The sequence below is a fragment of the Algibacter luteus genome, from assembly GCF_030344935.1.
Taxonomy (GTDB): Bacteria; Bacteroidota; Bacteroidia; order Flavobacteriales; family Flavobacteriaceae; genus Arenitalea; species Arenitalea lutea.
Genome location: NZ_CP128313.1, coordinates 2,734,412 through 2,751,566, shown reverse-complemented (window position 1 = coordinate 2,751,566; position 17,155 = coordinate 2,734,412). Strand labels below are relative to the sequence as shown.

Genomic DNA, 17,155 nt, shown 5'->3' with positions numbered 1-17,155 from the left:
ATTTATTCTTTCTTAACCAATTTAAAAGTACGCTCTTTGCCATCTTGTCTTATTTTTAAGATATAGATTCCAACTGATAGTGCACTACCGTTTAACGGCAAGCTATAGGTATCTTTATCTTCATTCATAGATAGGGTGTTTTCTAAAATAGAGCGTCCCAAAATGTCATAAAGGGCATATTCAATTAGTAAATTTTCATCTAAAGTTGCTATTCTTAACGATAAATCATTCACAAAAGGATTGGGATATACCGAAGCGTTGAAGCCTTCTTTTTCATCAATTACTAAGAACGGATCTGTTATCGTTATTTTTAATTCACTCAAACCATAGCAATTGCCCCCGTGGTTAGTGTTTGGAGTTATTAATACATATCTCGCTTTCGCGGAATTGAAATCAGGACCTTCATCACCTTCATAGGTCGATAAACCTGAAGCGCGATCCAAATTAAAGACACCTAAATTCGTCCAAGTCAAACCGTCTGTTGAAATATCGAGATTAAATTCATTGATACCATAATCTAAATGCTTGGGTTCGTTAGCATTCCAGAATTTTGTTTCGTTTAAAACATATTCATATCCTAAATCGTACATAATCCAGTGGGTTTCACCGTATGATACTTTAGGATTTGGCGATTTTTCACAAGACACCCAACCATCATACCAAGTGGTACCATGGCGGTCTGGGTAGCATTGCGATATCAAGACATTGAAGCATAATACGGCAAGTAGCAATAGGTATGTGTTTTTCGTTTTCATTATAGCATATTCATAAAACCAATTGGTGGCTCGTTCGAAGCTGTATCGTAAAATTTTGAAATGTTTGGTAAAACGGTTTGTAATTCTGATGCTGGCACCCCAAACCAAAGTGCAAGTTCGGCCATATATGAATCTGCTGCGGTTGTTGGTATCATCACACCATCTCGAAAACTATCGTCGCTGTTTAACGCTAGTGAAGGGTAATTTCCATAAATTTCTTTACCGTTTACTGCACCTCCCATCATAAAGGCATTTCCACCCCAAGCGTGGTCTGTTCCATTACCGTTCGAGGTTAAGGTTCTTGCAAAATCTGAAATACTGAAAGTGGTTACACAATCACTCACATTAAGTTCGGTCATCACGTCATTAAAATATTTTAATGCCTGATTTACCTGTTCTAGTTTATTGCTTTGATTGATTAGAAGTTCATCATGATGATCCCAACCTCCAATTTGAACAAAAAATATTTGTCTTGAAAACCCTAAAGTATCTCTTGAAGCTATAGTTTTTGCAACCATTCTAAGTTGGGCAGCTAAATTATTCATTTCAGGCAATGGCGCGCTAAATTCTAAAATAGTATCGATAGCAGCTTGAAATTCTAAATTGGCATCGTTTGATGTTTTTATGGTTTCCTTGTAGGCATTTTTAAAAATATCTTGATAATCTCTTTCTAGCATGGAGTTCAAAGCTGCGGTTTTTAGCTCGTTAAAGTAACCAGATTCTCCGTAGCCATTAATACCAATACTACCGTTATTACTTATGGTATAAGGTGTTATTTGATCGCCTCGTTGAAAAATGTTACTTCCTTGCAAGGAAATATTCATAGAAATATTCTGGTTGGAATTCATGGATTGCACCAAATCGGCTATTTTACCACCCCAACCTGTATTGGTCCTTTCGTGTGGTCTTCCTGTTTGCCATTGCTGAATTTGGTCGGCATGTGAGAATAAACCAAGCGGCGTTTTTACAACGCCATTTAAAACATCAGTCTTTGAAGAAGGCTCAATGAGCGTCCCTACATTTGCAAGAAAAGCTAAATTACCACTCTCAAATAATTGTTGTATATCTGGAATTGATGGATGTAAACCAAAAACTCTGCCGTCGCTTGTATTAGGGTTTATCCGTAAAATATCATTTTGAGGAATAGCTAAATTCGATCGCGAAGTTGCGTATTCACCGTATTCGCTGTCGCCTTTTGGTATAAGCATATTAAACGAATCATTACCACCACCAAGTAAAACACAAACTAAAGCTTTATAATCGCCACCAAAAGCTAGAGCTGAATTATCCATAGCTGATGCTGCCATAGCTTTCAGGTTTATTAAAGAAGAAAATAAAGTTGTATAACCCAAAGCCGCACAGGTATCTCCTATAAACTTTCTTCTTGATATATGATTTTTATGCTTCGTCATTTGGGGTTATTTTAAGATGGTGTAATCCGGACTTATTAAAATGAGATACAATGCTAATTTTACTCTTAAATCGGTGTATTCAAAATCTTCATTCCATCCATTCACAATGGGGTCTATGGTATCAATAATAACTTGTTTGGTTTCTGTAGATAGTTGTCCGCGTGTAAATAATTTATCCAATTGATTTACAAGAACCTCACTGTCTTTGGCGTAATAGTTTAAGGCTTCAAAATCTAGTGCGCGTCCTTCCATTTCTAAATCCCATGTGGTGAGCACTGAATAGTATTGAGGAAATGTCATCAAATCCACTTCGTTTATAAAATCTATACTTGACGCTGAATTATGAATTTCAAATTCAGGACCAACCAAATGGGCCGCAGCAAACTCTGAGTTAGGTACATAGGCAGGTAAAAAGAAATTAAACACATGTGGTGCACTTAAAGGCAACTGCCCTGTAGCTTGATAAAAGTTATAGCCAACATTCCAATTTTCGCTGGTGTCGTTGTTTAAATCAAGTTGTCTGACTACATTAAAATAACGAAGCATAGGTTCAATTAATTTGCCGCTCGACGGATTTTCAATCCAACTGCAACTTCTTGCTTCTTCATCTAAAAGAATTGCTTTTATCACTGCTTTCATATCGCCTCGAACACCTTTAGTATTATTAAAAGCTGCACTAACTCTAGAAATATAAGCAGGCGAGGGATTTGATTTTACGAGTTGTTGAATTAACCGAATGGCTATAAACGGACCTACATTTTGATGATTAAATAAATTATCAATGGCAGACTCAATATCTTGCATTCCCGATTGTCCATTTGGCACCACAACACCGTTTAGTAAATTTTTTGCTCCAGTTTCATGCCATTCGTCATACATAGCCATAGGCACATTTTTCATGGCTAAATAATGGTTTACGCCAAATTCAGCAGTTACTCCCCACGGATTATCCATAACTTTGGCAGGGCCAAGACCAGTAAAGATTTTTGCAAATTCTTTAATGTCATCGTTATCGTATGTCGGGATTCTGTCTCCGTTGCCGTCTAAAACATAACTTCCATCTTGATTTAATTCGTAAAGTCCTATGGTAAATAATTGCATGATTTCTCGAGCAAAATTTTCATCAGGATGAATGTTTTGCTCTGGGATACTTTTTGGGTTGTTGTAATGGCTTAGGTAAATACCCATCATTGGGTGTAAAATCATGTCTTTCAAAAGATTTTTGAAATTCCCGAAGGCATTATCTTTTAAAACATCATAATAATCGCCTAAGCCTACACCATAATCACCAACGTTTGAGTTTGATGAAATAACCATAATCTGGCTTAATGCTAACGCAATTCTTTGCCTTAGCATATCCTGGTTTCCTATATTACTATCCCACCAAGCGTATTGAAAATGGACCCAAAACGGACCAAAATAGTCGTCGGCATTACCACCATTGGCAACAAATCTATCTTGTGCTTGGTCGTAAATGGTTTGAGTAAGCTCTCCCATGGAAGGCGAGTTTAAATCAAATTGCGCATCTATCCAGTCTTCAAAAGAATTTTCAGAAACCGCTTTAATGTAATTTAAATCTGTTCCAAATGTAGCTTGAGCTAAAAAACGTGAGGTTTCTAATAAGCGTGCATCTAGTCCCGTACCATTAATGGTATTATCATCAAGCGCAATTTCATCCCAATTAGTTCTGCTTTCTTGATGGCTAGAAGTTACCGTAATTCCATTACTATGACCCGCACCTAAATAATCAGAATACTGTTGCGAAAAGATGCAAAGCGGAATACATAGCAAGAGGTAGATTAAGGGTCTTTTCATATCGCAATTATTGAAGCTAACTTGAAAAAATTGTAGGTTATTTTTACAAGCAGACTATCAAATATAGTTAAAAATCAGGTTAATAGCTTTGTTTTTCGATGAACGGCAAAAGAAGTTCATAATTATAATTAGAATTCTATATTTATTATTTACTTTGAATTTTAATGGATTATATGATTAATATAAAAGCTGCAAATACGATTTCCGATTATAAAAATATTGCAGATATAGCCGAGGTTATTTGGAGAGAACACTACATTCCTATTGTTGGAAAACCTCAAATTGACTACATGTTGCAAAAATTTCAATCGGCAAGTGCTATTGAAAAACAAGTAGAAGATGGATTTGAGTACTTCACGATTTATTTTGAAGATACTGCAGTAGGTTACTTGTCATTAAAACAAGAAGAAAACACACTATTTCTAAGTAAAATTTATGTGCTAAGCAGCCATAGAGGTAAAAAAATTGGGAAGGCGGCAATGCAATTTGTTGAAAATAAAACTAAAATCTATCAAAAAGAGCGCATCAGATTAACAGTAAATATTAATAATACGAATGCGATTAAAACTTACGAAAAGCTAGGTTTTATAAATGTGGGGCCTTTGGTTGCAGACATCGGTAATGGCTTTGTAATGGACGATTACCAAATGGTAAAAGAAATTAATAGTTAGAATCAGAATATTTTACAATTCACTTATATCAGGCATCATCACCCTTCAATAATCTCCTTATATTCCTCAAAAAAAGCTTCAAATAGGCTCATCTTTTCGTTAAAGAATTCCATAACCTCGCGCCATGAATTTTTGTTGTGAATGGAGACTTTTTGCTCTAAAGGCACATAAATTCTCGAGATTTCTTTATGATTTTCTAAAACATAAGCTTCTTCGTAAATCGCTTCTGGAAGGTACTCGTCAATAAGTATCGATTTTAAAGCCACCAATTTTTCCCAATATTTTATTCGGTGTTCTAGGTCGTCTTCCAAATCTAAAGCTACCAACGCTTTTTTATTATCAAAGTGAAATTTAAAACTAAAACCTTTCAGTTTGGTATCATACAATAGCCATTTCCTCGGGAACGATTTGCCAAAGCTCGTCCAGAAATCTTGTCTTAATTTTCGTGATTCTTCTTTGCTAAACATTAAAAAGGGTATTAGAAAATAGAGAATAGACAAAAGACATGTTATGGGTGCTCTTTATTCTTTTATCTCTATTCTTTGTTCTCATTTTAAATCAAATAAGCCACCCCAACGCCAAGAATGATAGCTATAAATTTCGATAAATTAAACTTATGGCCTTCGCCACTTTCAAAAAGAATGGTGGTAGAAATATGAAAAAAGATACCAATAACTACGGCGTTTATAGCATGCGCATAATTTGCAAGAAGGCTAGAATTATGCGACACCCAAGTACCAAATGGTGTCATGAGTGCAAACAACAACAAAAAGCTCCCAACTTGTATTTTACTGTAATTGGATTGCAATAAAAACATTGTAATTAACGTCGCAATAGGTATTTTATGCACCAAAACACCATAAACCATATCGTTATGGTCGTGTATTGAAAACCCTTCTAAAAAACTATGAATACACAAACTAATAAACAATAACCACGGAAAAGCCGTATCGTGCTTATGGATATGAACATGCCCGTGTTCTGCACCTTTCGAGAATAACTCTAAAATAATTTGCAACAAGATACCGCACATTATAAGTAACCCAGTTTGTTTGGTGTCTAAGTGACTATAAACTTCAGGAAGCAATTCAAAAAGTGTTAGTGCCAATAAAAAAGCACCACTAAAAGAAAGTAGTAACTTGGTGTTCCAAGATTTTTGCTTTTTGGTAATAAAGGCTAAAACAAAACCTAAAACTACCGCAAGTATGGGAAAAAGAAACTTATTCATTTATAAAACAATCACTCACAACAATGAGTATAATTTAAAGCCAATAGCGGCCTATTTAAAAATCATAATTAAACGTTCAGAAGTTTTAGCGCTAAACTTTCTAAGCTTATAGTCGCCAAAAATATCAAGTAAATATACGCCTGCCTGTTCAAAAAGTTCCTCAAAATCGGCTAAAGTAAACCCTCTAACACGTTCTTTAAAATGGTAAACTTTGGCATCGGCAGTAAAAGTAATATCTTTTATTATATATCCATTTTCAACATAACGTTTTAGGTTAAAATCAATACCATCAACAGTTTTCACCTCTTCTGGCACTAAATTATCAATCACAAATTCGCTATTCATAAAATCAATTACACCAAAACCATCGGCATTCAAATCTGCTTTAATCGCTTCAATCGTTTTTAAATTATCGGCATCATTTTCAAAATAACCAAAACTTGTAAATAAATTAAAAACCGCATCAAACTGCTTGTGGTAAGGTTTACACATATCATGCACATCAAAACGCAAACGGTGATTTTCAAATTTTTTAGCAAAAGCAATGCTATTTTCACTCAAATCTACACCCGTAACATCGTATCCAATTTTATTTAAATAGCGCGCATGTCGCCCTTTACCGCAGGCCAAATCAAGTATTTTTCCACCCTCCGGAATATTCAAATACTGGGTAAGCGTATCCATAAAAGCCTGCGCTTCGGTTTCGTTTCTATCCTTATATAAAATGTGGTAAAATGGCGTATCAAACCAAGAAGTAAACCAAGACGTTGTATTGTTAGTCATATGTTATTTTTGGGGTTACCCCTCGATCCCGATAACTATCGGGATGGGGGGTCAGGCTTTCCGCTATATCTTTTGTTTTTTGTCACCTTGTGCAATGCAGAAAGGTCTTTTTTATAAAAACAAAAGGATGCCGCTGCAATCCTTAACCCGAATTATCAATAAACTTTACGTTTGCCGCAAAATTACATTATTTTTGCAACCTATAAGATGTAAAAAGTCTATCAGACGAAAAAAATGGAAGAAAATTTCAATATGGTTGCCAAAACATTATTTGGCTTTGAAGAACTTTTAGAAAAAGAGCTTGTGCAATTAGGCGCACAACATGTAAAAAAAGGGGTTCGTAATGTGGCTTTTTCGGGCGATAAAGGCTTTATGTACAAAGCAAATTTAGCACTTCGCACCGCCATTAAAATTTTAAAACCCATCCATTCTTTTACCGTCAACAACGAGCAAGATCTGTATAATAAAATTTATGCAATGGATTGGTCGCCATACCTTAAGCCAACAGGCACTTTGGCTATTGATGCCACCGTGCATTCCGATTTGTTTACACACTCCCTTTATATCGCCCAAAAAACTAAAGATGCTATTGTCGATAAATTTAGAGATACCGACGGACAGCGTCCTAATGTCGATTTAAAATTCCCCGACCTAAAAATAAACGTGCATATTGATAGAAGAAAATGCACCATTTCTCTTGATTCTTCTGGAGATTCCTTACATAAACGAGGTTATAAAACGGCTACCAATATTGCACCAATAAACGAAGTATTGGCGGCTGGTTTAATTATGATGTCGGGTTGGGACGGTCAAACCGATTTCATGGACCCTATGTGCGGTTCTGGTACCATGCTTATTGAAGCTGCTATGATAGCCTGTAACATACCGCCAAACCTCATGCGTAAAGAATTTGCTTTCGAGCGATGGCAAGATTGGGACGTGGAGCTTTTTGAAAAAATTGAAGAATCCTTACTCGGAAAAACTCGAGATTTTCACCATAAAATAACAGGTTACGATAAAGCACCAAGCGCAGTAGCCAAAGCCAAAGAAAATGTAAAAAACGCCCAACTTGATGATTTTATTGAAGTCAAACACGAAGATTTCTTTAAAACTCAAAAAGGTGGCGACGAGAAATTGCACATGGTATTTAACCCTCCTTACGGCGAACGTTTAAATATCGATATGCAAGAGTTTTATGCCAATATTGGCGATACACTTAAACAAAATTACCCTGGCACCGATGCTTGGTTTATTACCTCAAATTTAGATGCGCTTAAGCATGTTGGATTAAGACCATCAAGAAAAATACAACTCTACAATGCCAAATTGGAAGCACGTTTGGTTAAGTATGTCATGTACGAAGGAAGCAAAAAAGGTAAGTACATGAAATAGAATTCCTGGGAACGCAGGAATCTCGTAAATTCAACCGTCATTACGAGGGAAGAATGACCGAAGTAATCTCATGATTGGAACTAAAAACAAACAGATTGCCGTGTCGTAAAAACTCCTCGCAATGACAAAACCCACCGTCATTACGAGGAAAGAGGAACGAATGACGTGGTAATCTTTCAAATTGAAGTTACACACTCATAAAACAAGTATTGAATTATTGTTTTTAATTACTAATTAGTAGATTGCCGCGTCGTAAAAACTCCTCGCAATGACGATGTTAATCAAAACAGAATAACCAACCATCAGATAAATCATTCCATTCTGGGTTTGTAGAATTAATCAAACCTTCTTTTCGTTTTCTGTTTCCAGATTTTATTTGTTTTTCTCTTGCAATAGCTTGATTGATATCATCAAACTCCTCGAAATAAATTAGTTTATCGCAATTATATTTATAAGTAAATCCTTTATAGGTTTTAGTTTTATGTTGATAGACGCGTTTTAATAAATCACTTGTCACTCCAACATATAAAACAGTCTTGTTTTTATTAGTCATAAGATATACAAATGATTTTTTCATGTTCTAAATATAATATTTTCCGTCATTAAGAGGGAACTATTATAAAAGTACTCTCATGAAAAATATCCGTCATTGCGAGGCACGAAGCAATCTCTCAAATCGAAGTTTTAAATTCTATAAAAAACTTTATTAAAATTTTAAGTACTATTAAAAAGATTGCCACGTCATGCTTCCTCGCAATGACGTTAAGTTTAAACAGATTGCCACGTCGTAAAAACTCCTCGCAATGACGATACAATTTAAAACAATGGCAACCGCTCAAACTGAGCAATTAAATACAACTTTCCACAAGCACGCGCATCAGATAAGGCATCATGATGTTTTAAAGCAATTTGATGCACTTTGCAACAAGCATCAAGTTTTGCAGGTTTATAGCCTTTTTTGCGGTAAATCTTAAGTGTGCATTCCCAACGATTGTTCATAATTAAATCGGACTGTGGAATGTTATAATCTTTCATAGTTTTAAGCAGCACGTTTCGGTCAAAAGCCTCATTGTGTGCCACGGTTACAATACCAGAAATTCGTTTTTTAATTTCAGGATATACACCTCTAAAATCGGGTGCAAATCTCGTATCGTCTTCAGTAATACCATGTACCTGAATGTTATGCCAATTGTAATCGTTGTTTGGTGGCTTAATTAAAGCATGAAACTCGTCAACAATAACACCATCTTTAAACGTTACAATCCCAACCGAACAAATGTGATGTCCTTTTGCGGTCTCGAAGTCTATAGCGGCGAATATGTTTGACATAGATTGGGCTTTGGAAGGTAAAGTTACAGATTTATGTTTTTAGTTGGGTTCAAGATTTTGCTTATCGGTTTTGTGTATGGCTCGTTGCGTGGTTAAGCCTTAAAGTTAGCAAACAAATCACAGATAGGAAATTCCAGCGGAATTTTCCAAATAAGCAACGACCAAAGCAATTAAATATACACGTTGTTAGCCTTTCGTTATTAATTTCTTCTAATTAGTTTCAAGTTTATTTAAGTGAGCTACCATTCCATTTTTCATAATAAATAAAGATGTAATTTCATTTAAACTATCTCTCACAAACTCTCCTTTAAGATAAATATCAGTCTGACCAAATATCTTATCTTTTGTTTCAAAATAGTAATAATCCATATCTTCAAGATCTCCATTCATAATGCCCACTAGACCATTGTCTTGTATCTGAATTTTATAGTTTAAATCTGGAATTGGACCATCGTACCCATCATACTTTACAACCTTAAAAGTACCCTCATATTCATTTAGTTGTGCCGTTGTTAGATGAACTAAATTGTGTGGTATAAAATCGGGAAGCGGTTCATTACTTTCAATAAGTGCGTTAATTTGTTTGTATGCATTAATTGCGTTTTCTCTAAATATTGTAACATGGTATGCCAAGTTTGTCCAGCCAGCATTTTGGTATAGAGCTACATCATTTTTATAATAAGGGTCATTCAGGAAAAAATTAATCATCTCATCTTCTAATTGAGGCCGATTTAATCTGTAATACCAATCTTTACTTTTGGCTAACTTGTCTATCACTCTATCTGTAATCAAGTCCAATCGCTTATCGAACTTGTCTATTTCGTATTTGTTATAAATATATATCTCGTGTAATGGTTCAATAACTGCTTTCAGTTTTTTTGGAACATTATCAACATTTTCTATGAGGTTGGTATATCCATTTGCATGAATTTTCATGTGGAAAGCGTCCATAATTGCAAATCTTAAAGCATTTCGATTTTCATTTTTATAATCATCATAGGTTAGTTTATCTGCTTTTACTAAGTTGATGATTGAATCTTGTGTTTTATAATAGGCAATTAGTTCGTCCGATTTTTGAATATCTAGTGCTAAATCATTTTGTACTTCTTTTAAAATAGAAACAATTTTATTTTCGGTTTTTCGCTGTTCGTTTTTATTATTTATTTGAAGCGCGATAAGAATACCTATAATAACAAGCACAATTTCGCCTATAGCGTATAGTAGATATTTGCTAAATTTATTTTCAGAGAGTAGGTTTTTGCGAATTTTTCTAAAGAATTTTATCATTGGTTAGCGGATTGTCAAAAATGAAGCACAACTTTAATGATATAACGTCATTTTAATGGCTTCCATCAGTCGATAAGCGAAGTTAGAATTTTCTCACTAAAAAATCAATACGTATTTGTGCTTAGATCAGAACTATTTATTTCACCTTCTTATAAAGCGGAATTCTATACGCTAAAAAATAACTGTAACCTGCACCAATGCGGCTACTATCGTACGTTTTTCCAAAACCAGGAATGTACACATTATCAAAATTATTAGGTACCGTTTGAGAAGCCGAAAATTTTAACTGCACGTTCAATCCTAAGTACAGATTGTTAAGAATTTCGGCTTTAAGTCCTAACATAATTTCTGCCCAAAATGCAGTAAGTCCGGTAAACTCTTGTTTAGTATCAGATGTTAATTGTGGAGTCCAGTATTGGTCTGTGCTATAAACCGTAAAGCTGTTTAAATCATGACTAAAAGTACTGGCGCCAACTCTAAAACCCGCGTAAATCATGTTATCCATGTCCAACCAGTTTTGGTATAGGTTGTAATCTATTCCTCCTTTAATGTAGCTACCTTTGGTAGTAATATTTAAATAATCGTTAACCGTGTTTTTTTCTTCAAATCCAAGTTCTCCAGCGATGTATAGTTTTTCTTTTAAACGATAATCGGCCATTACTTCAAAACCTGTGTAGTCATCATCAAACGATGTTCTGATAAGCTTGCCTATATCACCACCAACACGAAGTCCGTATTTCAGTTTTATTTTAGACGAATCGTCAGCTGCTTCTGCAATAGAATCATTTTGTGCATTAACAAACACACAGAATAATAACATACCAATGATGCTACTAATGCGAAATGTTAAAGTGTGTTGTTGTTTCATCTTCTACAGATTGGTTATCGGTTAAAGGTTCTCTGGAAAGCATCCAATTATCACCATCATCAACAATGGTAAGGGTTACATTTTTAAATATGGTTTTAAAGCCGCAGGCACGCGATACAAAAATGGTTTCACGACTATAATTTATCACAATTCGGTCTTGATTCCCATCAATAAAATCATCCGAACTATCATTGGGCGTTCCATTATCGTTTACCGTAGCTTCCTGGATGATAATATATTCCGTAGTACTGTCAGTAGTTTTTAGTGGTAAAATAAGATCATCGGTATCAGTAAAATAATATTCTGATATAAACTGTTCGTTATCAACACCTATTACCACAATATCAAATACATTTTTCTTGGTATCTGAGTCTTCAGCATCTAAAAAATCAATAATTAATCTTGGTGTAGTTGCCGTAGCATCCGGACAAATATCATCGCGTTCGCAACTATAATAACTTATTATTAAGGTGGTTAGAATAAGAATGAGGCCTGCTTTTTTCATGTATTTTATAAGCGGTTATGCGTTTATTTGTTTAGCGTTTTTCCAAAAGTACAACATTTTCTACATGGAATGTTTGCGGAAACATATCTACAGCTTGGGTTTTAATAACTTTATAATCGGCATCCATTAAAGCCAAATCTCTGGCTTGTGTGGCGCTATTGCAACTTACATAAACCACGCGATTAGGGGCAATGTTTAAAATTTGTTGTACCACATCTTTATGCATGCCGTCTCTTGGCGGATCGGTAATTATAACATCTGGATGCCCGTGGGTTTTAATAAAATCGTTATTAAAAACGTGTTTCATATCGCCCACAAAAAACTCAACGTTATTAATGTTATTTAATTGTGCATTTTCTTTGGCCGCGGTAATCGCATCTGGCACAGACTCTACACCAACTACTTTTTTAGCTTGTTTTGCAACAAACTGTGCAATGGTTCCTGTTCCCGTATATAAATCGTAAACCAATTCGTTGCCTGTTAATCCAGCGAAATGGCGTGTTATTTTATAGAGTTCGTATGCTTGTTCTGAGTTGGTTTGATAAAAAGATTTAGCGTTTATTTTAAATTTTAAACCTTCCATTTCTTCAAAAATGTGGTCTGTTCCTTTATAACAAATAACCTCTTGATCGTAAATAGTATCGTTAGCTTTACCATTAATAACGTATTGCAACGAGGTTATTTCAGGAAACGTGTCAGCAATAAAATCTAAAAGTACTTCTCGATTCGGTTTATCTTCTTTAAAAAATTGAATGAGTACCATAATCTCACCTGTAGTCGAGGTGCGAATCATCATGGTTCGCAATAACCCTGTTTGATTTCTGGTGTTGAAAAATTCTAGATTATTTTCAATCGCAAATTGCTTCACCGCGTTTCTAATAGCGTTTGAAGGATCTGCCTGTAAATGACATTTGTTAAGGTCCAAAATTTTGTCCCACATTCCTGGAATATGAAATCCAAGGGCGTTTCTATCACCTAAATCTTCATCTGATTGAACTTCTTCTTGAGTTAACCATCGGCTATCGCTAAAAGAAAACTCCATTTTATTTCTGTAAAAATACTGTTTTGCAGAACCTAGAATAGGTGTTACTTCTGGTAGTTCGATATGCCCTATACGGGTTAAATTATTGGTAACTTCCTTCTGCTTATAAAATAATTGGTGCTCATAGCCCATGTTTTGCCATTTGCAACCACCACAGGTTCCAAAATGTTCGCAAGCTGGTTCGGTTCTTTTATCCGAAAGTTTATGAAACACAGTGGCTTTACCTTCAAAATACGCTTTTCGCTTTTTAAAAGTTTGTACATCAACCACATCTCCAGGTACGGCATTTGGTAAAAAAATGACTTTACCATCTGGCGCTTTGGCAATCGTTTTTCCTTTTGCTGCAGCATCTAAAACTTCAACATTTTCAAAAACTTGCTTTCTTGCTTTATTTCTTCTAGACATGCTGCAAAAATAATAATAGCAAGTAATTAATATGACTTTATTTCCATTAACTTTAAGAGTTTTTAATTTTCATTCCGAATTAATTGAACCTTTTTTAAATTTTGCCGTCTTTAGAGTATGAAAGTAGTTAATATCCATAAGCGCATTATCAATCAACCTTTAGAAAAGGTGACAGCAATTTTTAAAACTCTAGCGACTTCAAACGACTTGGTTTGGCCTCATGAAAATTGGCCAGCCATTACATTTAAAGAAGGGTTGAAAATTGGAAGTAAAGGCGGTCATGGGCGCATTCGTTATACTATTATTGAGTTTGAAGCTGGCAAGCACATTAAGTTTAAGTTCACTAAACCCGATGGTTTTAACGGCACACATGCATTGAAAATCGATGCTTTAGATACTGATAAAACTGAAATATGCCACGAAATAAGAATGCATACATCATTTAAAGCCTCTTTTTTATGGACTTTTGTAATTAGGTGGCTTCATGATGCTTTAATAGAAGAGGCTTTTGATAAAGTTGAAAACTATTTCAATACGGAGAATAAAATAACTAAATATAATGCCTGGGTTAATTATTTACGAGGTGTTTATAAAAGAAGAGCAATTCAAACTAAAACAGTCTAATTGAAAACAGACCAAGATATTGATGAGGGTTTGGTTAAGGCTTATTTAGCAGGCGATAAAAAAGCAATGGCTGCATTAGTAAAACGATGGCATAAGCAGTTTTGCGATAAAGCCTATTGGATGGTTAAAGATAAAGATGTTGCTAAAGATATTGCTCAAGATAGTTGGACGATAATAATCAAAAATATAGCGAGCCTGAAACATCCAAAGCAATTTAAGTTTTGGGCTTATAGAATTGTAATTAATAAATCGACGGATTGGTTAAGGATACAATCTAAAAATCGGCAAAACAAGATTGATTACGGTACAGATGGTAGTGGACAAGAAATAACGGATACAGATTACAGCCAGTTGAAAACCAATTTATTTAAAGCCATTCAAGAATTGCCAGAAGGCCAAAAAGCAGTAATTAAATTATTTTACATAGAATCATACAGTATAAAGCAAATAAGTGAAATGCTAGATATTTCTGCAGGAACTACCAAATCAAGATTGTTTCATGCACGCGAAAAATTAAAACAAACTTTAAAACAGAAAAAATGAAAACTAATATGGAAGATATAGACAAATTAATAAAGGAAACTTTAACCCAAGAAGAAGCTAAATTTTACGAAGAACTAGAAGAACAAAATGTTCTTGAAATGGTTTTTGGTTTGTTTAAAGGAAAAAACAAATGGATTATGTACTTGATGAATTTTATGACCCTTGTGTTTTTTGGGTTGTTCATTTACTGTACCATTCAATTTTTTCATACAGAAATAACCAACGAAATGATAAAATGGGGCATAGGCGGTTTAGTATTTTTATTAGGGGTTAGTATGTTAAAAGTTTTTGCTTGGATGCAAATGGATAAAAATGCCCTATTAAGAGAAATGAAGCGTTTAGAACTTCAGGTATCGTCACTTTCGGCAAAAATTTCGAGTTAAGGTTTAAAGACATTAAATTATTTAGTAATTTGCGACCTCCTAGGGATGATTTCTCTCCCACGCTGAATTTTCGATACTCTTCGAAAGGATAAAGGTACAGAAGGAATGGTTATTTTAAATATCCATTTGTTTGGATATCAACGATTAAATTTATTTTAAAATGGCTGTTTTAGACCAATTAACTTCGCAACAAGCGATCGATTTAGAAAACAAGTATGGTGCTCACAATTACCAACCATTACCAGTTGTATTAACAAAAGGTGAAGGTGTATTTGTATGGGATGTAGAAGGTAAAAAGTATTACGATTTTTTATCGGCATACTCTGCCGTAAACCAAGGGCATTGTCACCCAAAAATTGTTAGTGCTATGGTGCAACAAGCACAAACATTAACATTAACCTCACGAGCATTTCATAACGATATGCTGGGAAAGTACGAGAAATTTGCATGCGAATTTTTCGGCTTTGATAAACTTCTCCCTATGAATACAGGCGCTGAAGCTGTAGAAACGGCTTTAAAACTATGTAGAAAATGGGCTTACGAAGTAAAAGGTATTGATGAAAATCAAGCTGAAATTGTGGTTTGTGAGAATAATTTCCATGGAAGAACTACAACAATTATATCGTTCTCAAATGATGCTGTAGCTCGTGAAAATTTCGGACCATACACTAATGGATTCATAAAAATTGAATATGATAATTTAAAAGCTTTAGAAGAGGTTTTAAAAAGTAATCCTAACGTAGCTGGGTTTTTAGTAGAACCTATTCAAGGTGAAGCTGGAGTTTACGTGCCAGGTGATGATTATTTAGCAAAAGCTAAAGCGCTATGCGAAACATATAATGTATTGTTTATTGCAGACGAAGTACAAACAGGAATAGCAAGAACGGGACGTTTATTGGCCACTTGTGGTAACTGTTCATGCGAGAACAAAAATTGCTCGGAAACGCCTGAGGTTAAACCAGATGTCTTGATACTTGGTAAAGCCATAAGTGGTGGTGTATATCCGGTTTCGGCAGTTTTAGCTAACGATGAGGTTATGAAGGTGATAAAACCAGGAAATCATGGCAGTACTTTTGGAGGAAACCCTGTTGCTGCCGCAGTTGCAATGGCTGCTCTAGAAGTTGTTAGAGATGAAAATTTAGCCAAAAATGCTTTCGAATTAGGTAATTTGTTCCGAAATGAATTGAATAAATATATCGCGTCGAGTAACATCGTAAAATTAGTAAGAGGTAAAGGATTGCTAAATGCTATTGTTATAAATGATACTGAAGATAGCGATACGGCATGGAATATTTGCTTAGCTTTAAGAGATAATGGATTACTGGCAAAACCAACCCATGGTAACATCATTCGCTTTGCGCCACCCTTGGTTATGACTAAAGAACAGTTGTTAGATTGTGTAAACATTATTACCAAAACACTTAAGCAATTTGAGAATTAATAAAGTGTTTAATGCAATATTTAGATATAAAAAAAGCGACCAACTGGTCGCTTTTTTTATAGATTTATAACTTATTGATTTTGCATTTGCTCCATCATTTCTTGCGATTGTCTCATAATTTCATCCCAACCAACAGTAGAAATTCTATAAATAGTCATTACAAAATAAAGAAGGTTTATAATTAAAATAACCAACGCTACAATTTTAGCGGTGTCCATGGCCTTAATGCTAGATACATCAAAATTTTCTGGGTTTAATTTGGCTTCTTTAAGTTTACTTTGCGCAATAAAAAATGCGATTCCTGATAATATAAATCCTAAACCACCAAAACAGCAGCATAAAAGACCTAAAATAGCTAAAACATAAACGAGTGTTGGATTGAGTTTTTGTTGTTCCATGAATAATATTTAATTGATTAATTTAATAGTATAACTAATAATAATGGTAGCAACCGTTAATATGGCAAGCCCTCCAATTATTTTACTAGAATGTTTAAATTTAAAGAAAATATTTATGCCAATACATATAAAAAGTACAATTAGGCTATAAATAGCAGGATACATATAAAAGGCCTCAATAAATTCACCTTGAAAAATAAGTACGACAGCGCGTTGCAAACCACAGCCTAAACATTCTATTCCTAGTAGTTTTTTATTTAAACAGGGCAGCATG

At 34.6% G+C, this 17,155-nt stretch carries 20 protein-coding genes; 6 read left to right on the top strand and 14 right to left on the bottom strand.

Translation table 11 applies throughout. The annotated features are described in order from the left end of the window. Positions 1-2 precede the first annotated feature (2 nt). The 3 genes from O5O44_RS11500 to O5O44_RS11490 are packed head-to-tail and all read right to left on the bottom strand — an operon-like array spanning position 3 to position 3,982. Positions 3-755, bottom strand: a complete 753-nt coding sequence (locus O5O44_RS11500) for a T9SS type A sorting domain-containing protein (RefSeq protein WP_289194483.1) — start codon at positions 753-755, stop codon at positions 3-5. Further along, entirely contained in the window at positions 755-2,167 is a 1,413-nt protein-coding gene (locus tag O5O44_RS11495; RefSeq protein WP_289194482.1) for a DUF1501 domain-containing protein, read from the bottom strand. The genes O5O44_RS11500 and O5O44_RS11495 overlap by 1 nt, the downstream gene beginning before the upstream one ends. A gap of 6 nt (positions 2,168-2,173) precedes the next feature. Further along, a complete protein-coding gene (locus O5O44_RS11490) occupies positions 2,174-3,982 on the bottom strand; it encodes a DUF1800 domain-containing protein (RefSeq protein ID WP_289194481.1) in 1,809 nt (602 codons plus the stop codon). 173 nt (positions 3,983-4,155) lie between these two features. On the opposite strand from O5O44_RS11490, the gene O5O44_RS11485 reads away from it, so the two are divergent. Further along, positions 4,156-4,653: a GNAT family N-acetyltransferase gene (locus O5O44_RS11485; protein ID WP_289194480.1), complete on the top strand. Its 498-nt coding sequence runs from the start codon at positions 4,156-4,158 to the stop codon at positions 4,651-4,653. 38 nt (positions 4,654-4,691) lie between these two features. Here the strand turns inward: O5O44_RS11485 and O5O44_RS11480 are convergent, their stop codons facing one another. The 3 genes from O5O44_RS11480 to O5O44_RS11470 all read right to left on the bottom strand — a co-directional run bounded on the left by O5O44_RS11480 (position 4,692) and on the right by O5O44_RS11470 (position 6,664). Beyond that, a complete protein-coding gene (locus O5O44_RS11480) occupies positions 4,692-5,120 on the bottom strand; it encodes a DUF4268 domain-containing protein (RefSeq protein ID WP_289194479.1) in 429 nt (142 codons plus the stop codon). An 86-nt stretch (positions 5,121-5,206) separates the two neighbouring features. Next, positions 5,207-5,881 (bottom strand): ZIP family metal transporter, encoded by a 675-nt coding sequence (locus O5O44_RS11475; protein ID WP_019387203.1) that lies wholly within the window; start codon positions 5,879-5,881, stop codon positions 5,207-5,209. A 51-nt stretch (positions 5,882-5,932) separates the two neighbouring features. Next, positions 5,933-6,664 (bottom strand): class I SAM-dependent methyltransferase, encoded by a 732-nt coding sequence (locus O5O44_RS11470; RefSeq protein WP_289194478.1) that lies wholly within the window; start codon positions 6,662-6,664, stop codon positions 5,933-5,935. 234 nt (positions 6,665-6,898) lie between these two features. Here O5O44_RS11470 and O5O44_RS11465 point away from each other — a divergent pair, with 234 nt between their 5' ends. Beyond that, positions 6,899-8,056, top strand: coding sequence for a THUMP domain-containing class I SAM-dependent RNA methyltransferase (locus O5O44_RS11465; protein WP_289194477.1), 1,158 nt, complete (start codon positions 6,899-6,901; stop codon positions 8,054-8,056). Positions 8,057-8,333: 277 nt separating this feature from the next. On the opposite strand, the gene O5O44_RS11460 is transcribed toward O5O44_RS11465, so the two are convergent. From O5O44_RS11460 to rlmD, 6 genes are all read right to left on the bottom strand, one after another. Then, on the bottom strand, positions 8,334-8,633 hold the full coding sequence (locus O5O44_RS11460) for a GIY-YIG nuclease family protein (RefSeq protein ID WP_289194476.1): 300 nt from the start codon (positions 8,631-8,633) through the stop codon (positions 8,334-8,336). 239 nt (positions 8,634-8,872) lie between these two features. Continuing rightward, a complete protein-coding gene (locus O5O44_RS11455) occupies positions 8,873-9,385 on the bottom strand; it encodes a 3'-5' exonuclease (RefSeq protein WP_289194475.1) in 513 nt (170 codons plus the stop codon). A 210-nt stretch (positions 9,386-9,595) separates the two neighbouring features. Continuing rightward, positions 9,596-10,672: a DUF6090 family protein gene (locus O5O44_RS11450; RefSeq protein ID WP_289194474.1), complete on the bottom strand. Its 1,077-nt coding sequence runs from the start codon at positions 10,670-10,672 to the stop codon at positions 9,596-9,598. A gap of 136 nt (positions 10,673-10,808) precedes the next feature. Then, entirely contained in the window at positions 10,809-11,540 is a 732-nt protein-coding gene (locus tag O5O44_RS11445) for a DUF6048 family protein (protein WP_289194473.1), read from the bottom strand. Continuing rightward, a complete protein-coding gene (locus O5O44_RS11440) occupies positions 11,506-12,045 on the bottom strand; it encodes a DUF6452 family protein (RefSeq protein ID WP_289194472.1) in 540 nt (179 codons plus the stop codon). The genes O5O44_RS11445 and O5O44_RS11440 overlap by 35 nt, the downstream gene beginning before the upstream one ends. Positions 12,046-12,076: 31 nt before the next feature. Next, positions 12,077-13,492 (bottom strand): 23S rRNA (uracil(1939)-C(5))-methyltransferase RlmD, encoded by a 1,416-nt coding sequence (gene rlmD / locus O5O44_RS11435; RefSeq protein ID WP_289194471.1) that lies wholly within the window; start codon positions 13,490-13,492, stop codon positions 12,077-12,079. 117 nt (positions 13,493-13,609) lie between these two features. Between rlmD and O5O44_RS11430 the strand changes: the two genes are divergently transcribed. From O5O44_RS11430 to rocD, 4 genes are all read left to right on the top strand, one after another. Then, complete coding sequence (locus tag O5O44_RS11430; protein WP_289194470.1) at positions 13,610-14,116, top strand: hypothetical protein; 507 nt, start codon at positions 13,610-13,612, stop codon at positions 14,114-14,116. Continuing rightward, positions 14,117-14,659 (top strand): RNA polymerase sigma factor, encoded by a 543-nt coding sequence (locus tag O5O44_RS11425; protein WP_289194469.1) that lies wholly within the window; start codon positions 14,117-14,119, stop codon positions 14,657-14,659. Then, positions 14,656-15,042, top strand: coding sequence for a DUF6768 family protein (locus O5O44_RS11420; protein WP_019387192.1), 387 nt, complete (start codon positions 14,656-14,658; stop codon positions 15,040-15,042). Before O5O44_RS11425 ends, O5O44_RS11420 begins: the two co-directional genes overlap by 4 nt. Before the next feature lie 160 nt (positions 15,043-15,202). Beyond that, entirely contained in the window at positions 15,203-16,483 is a 1,281-nt protein-coding gene (rocD, locus tag O5O44_RS11415; RefSeq protein WP_289194468.1) for an ornithine--oxo-acid transaminase, read from the top strand. Between the two features lie 71 nt (positions 16,484-16,554). Here the strand turns inward: rocD and O5O44_RS11410 are convergent, their stop codons facing one another. Continuing rightward, positions 16,555-16,881 (bottom strand): CCC motif membrane protein, encoded by a 327-nt coding sequence (locus O5O44_RS11410; RefSeq protein ID WP_289194467.1) that lies wholly within the window; start codon positions 16,879-16,881, stop codon positions 16,555-16,557. A 9-nt stretch (positions 16,882-16,890) separates the two neighbouring features. Next, positions 16,891-17,154, bottom strand: a complete 264-nt coding sequence (locus tag O5O44_RS11405; protein ID WP_350494439.1) for a DUF2752 domain-containing protein — start codon at positions 17,152-17,154, stop codon at positions 16,891-16,893. Position 17,155 lies beyond the last annotated feature (1 nt).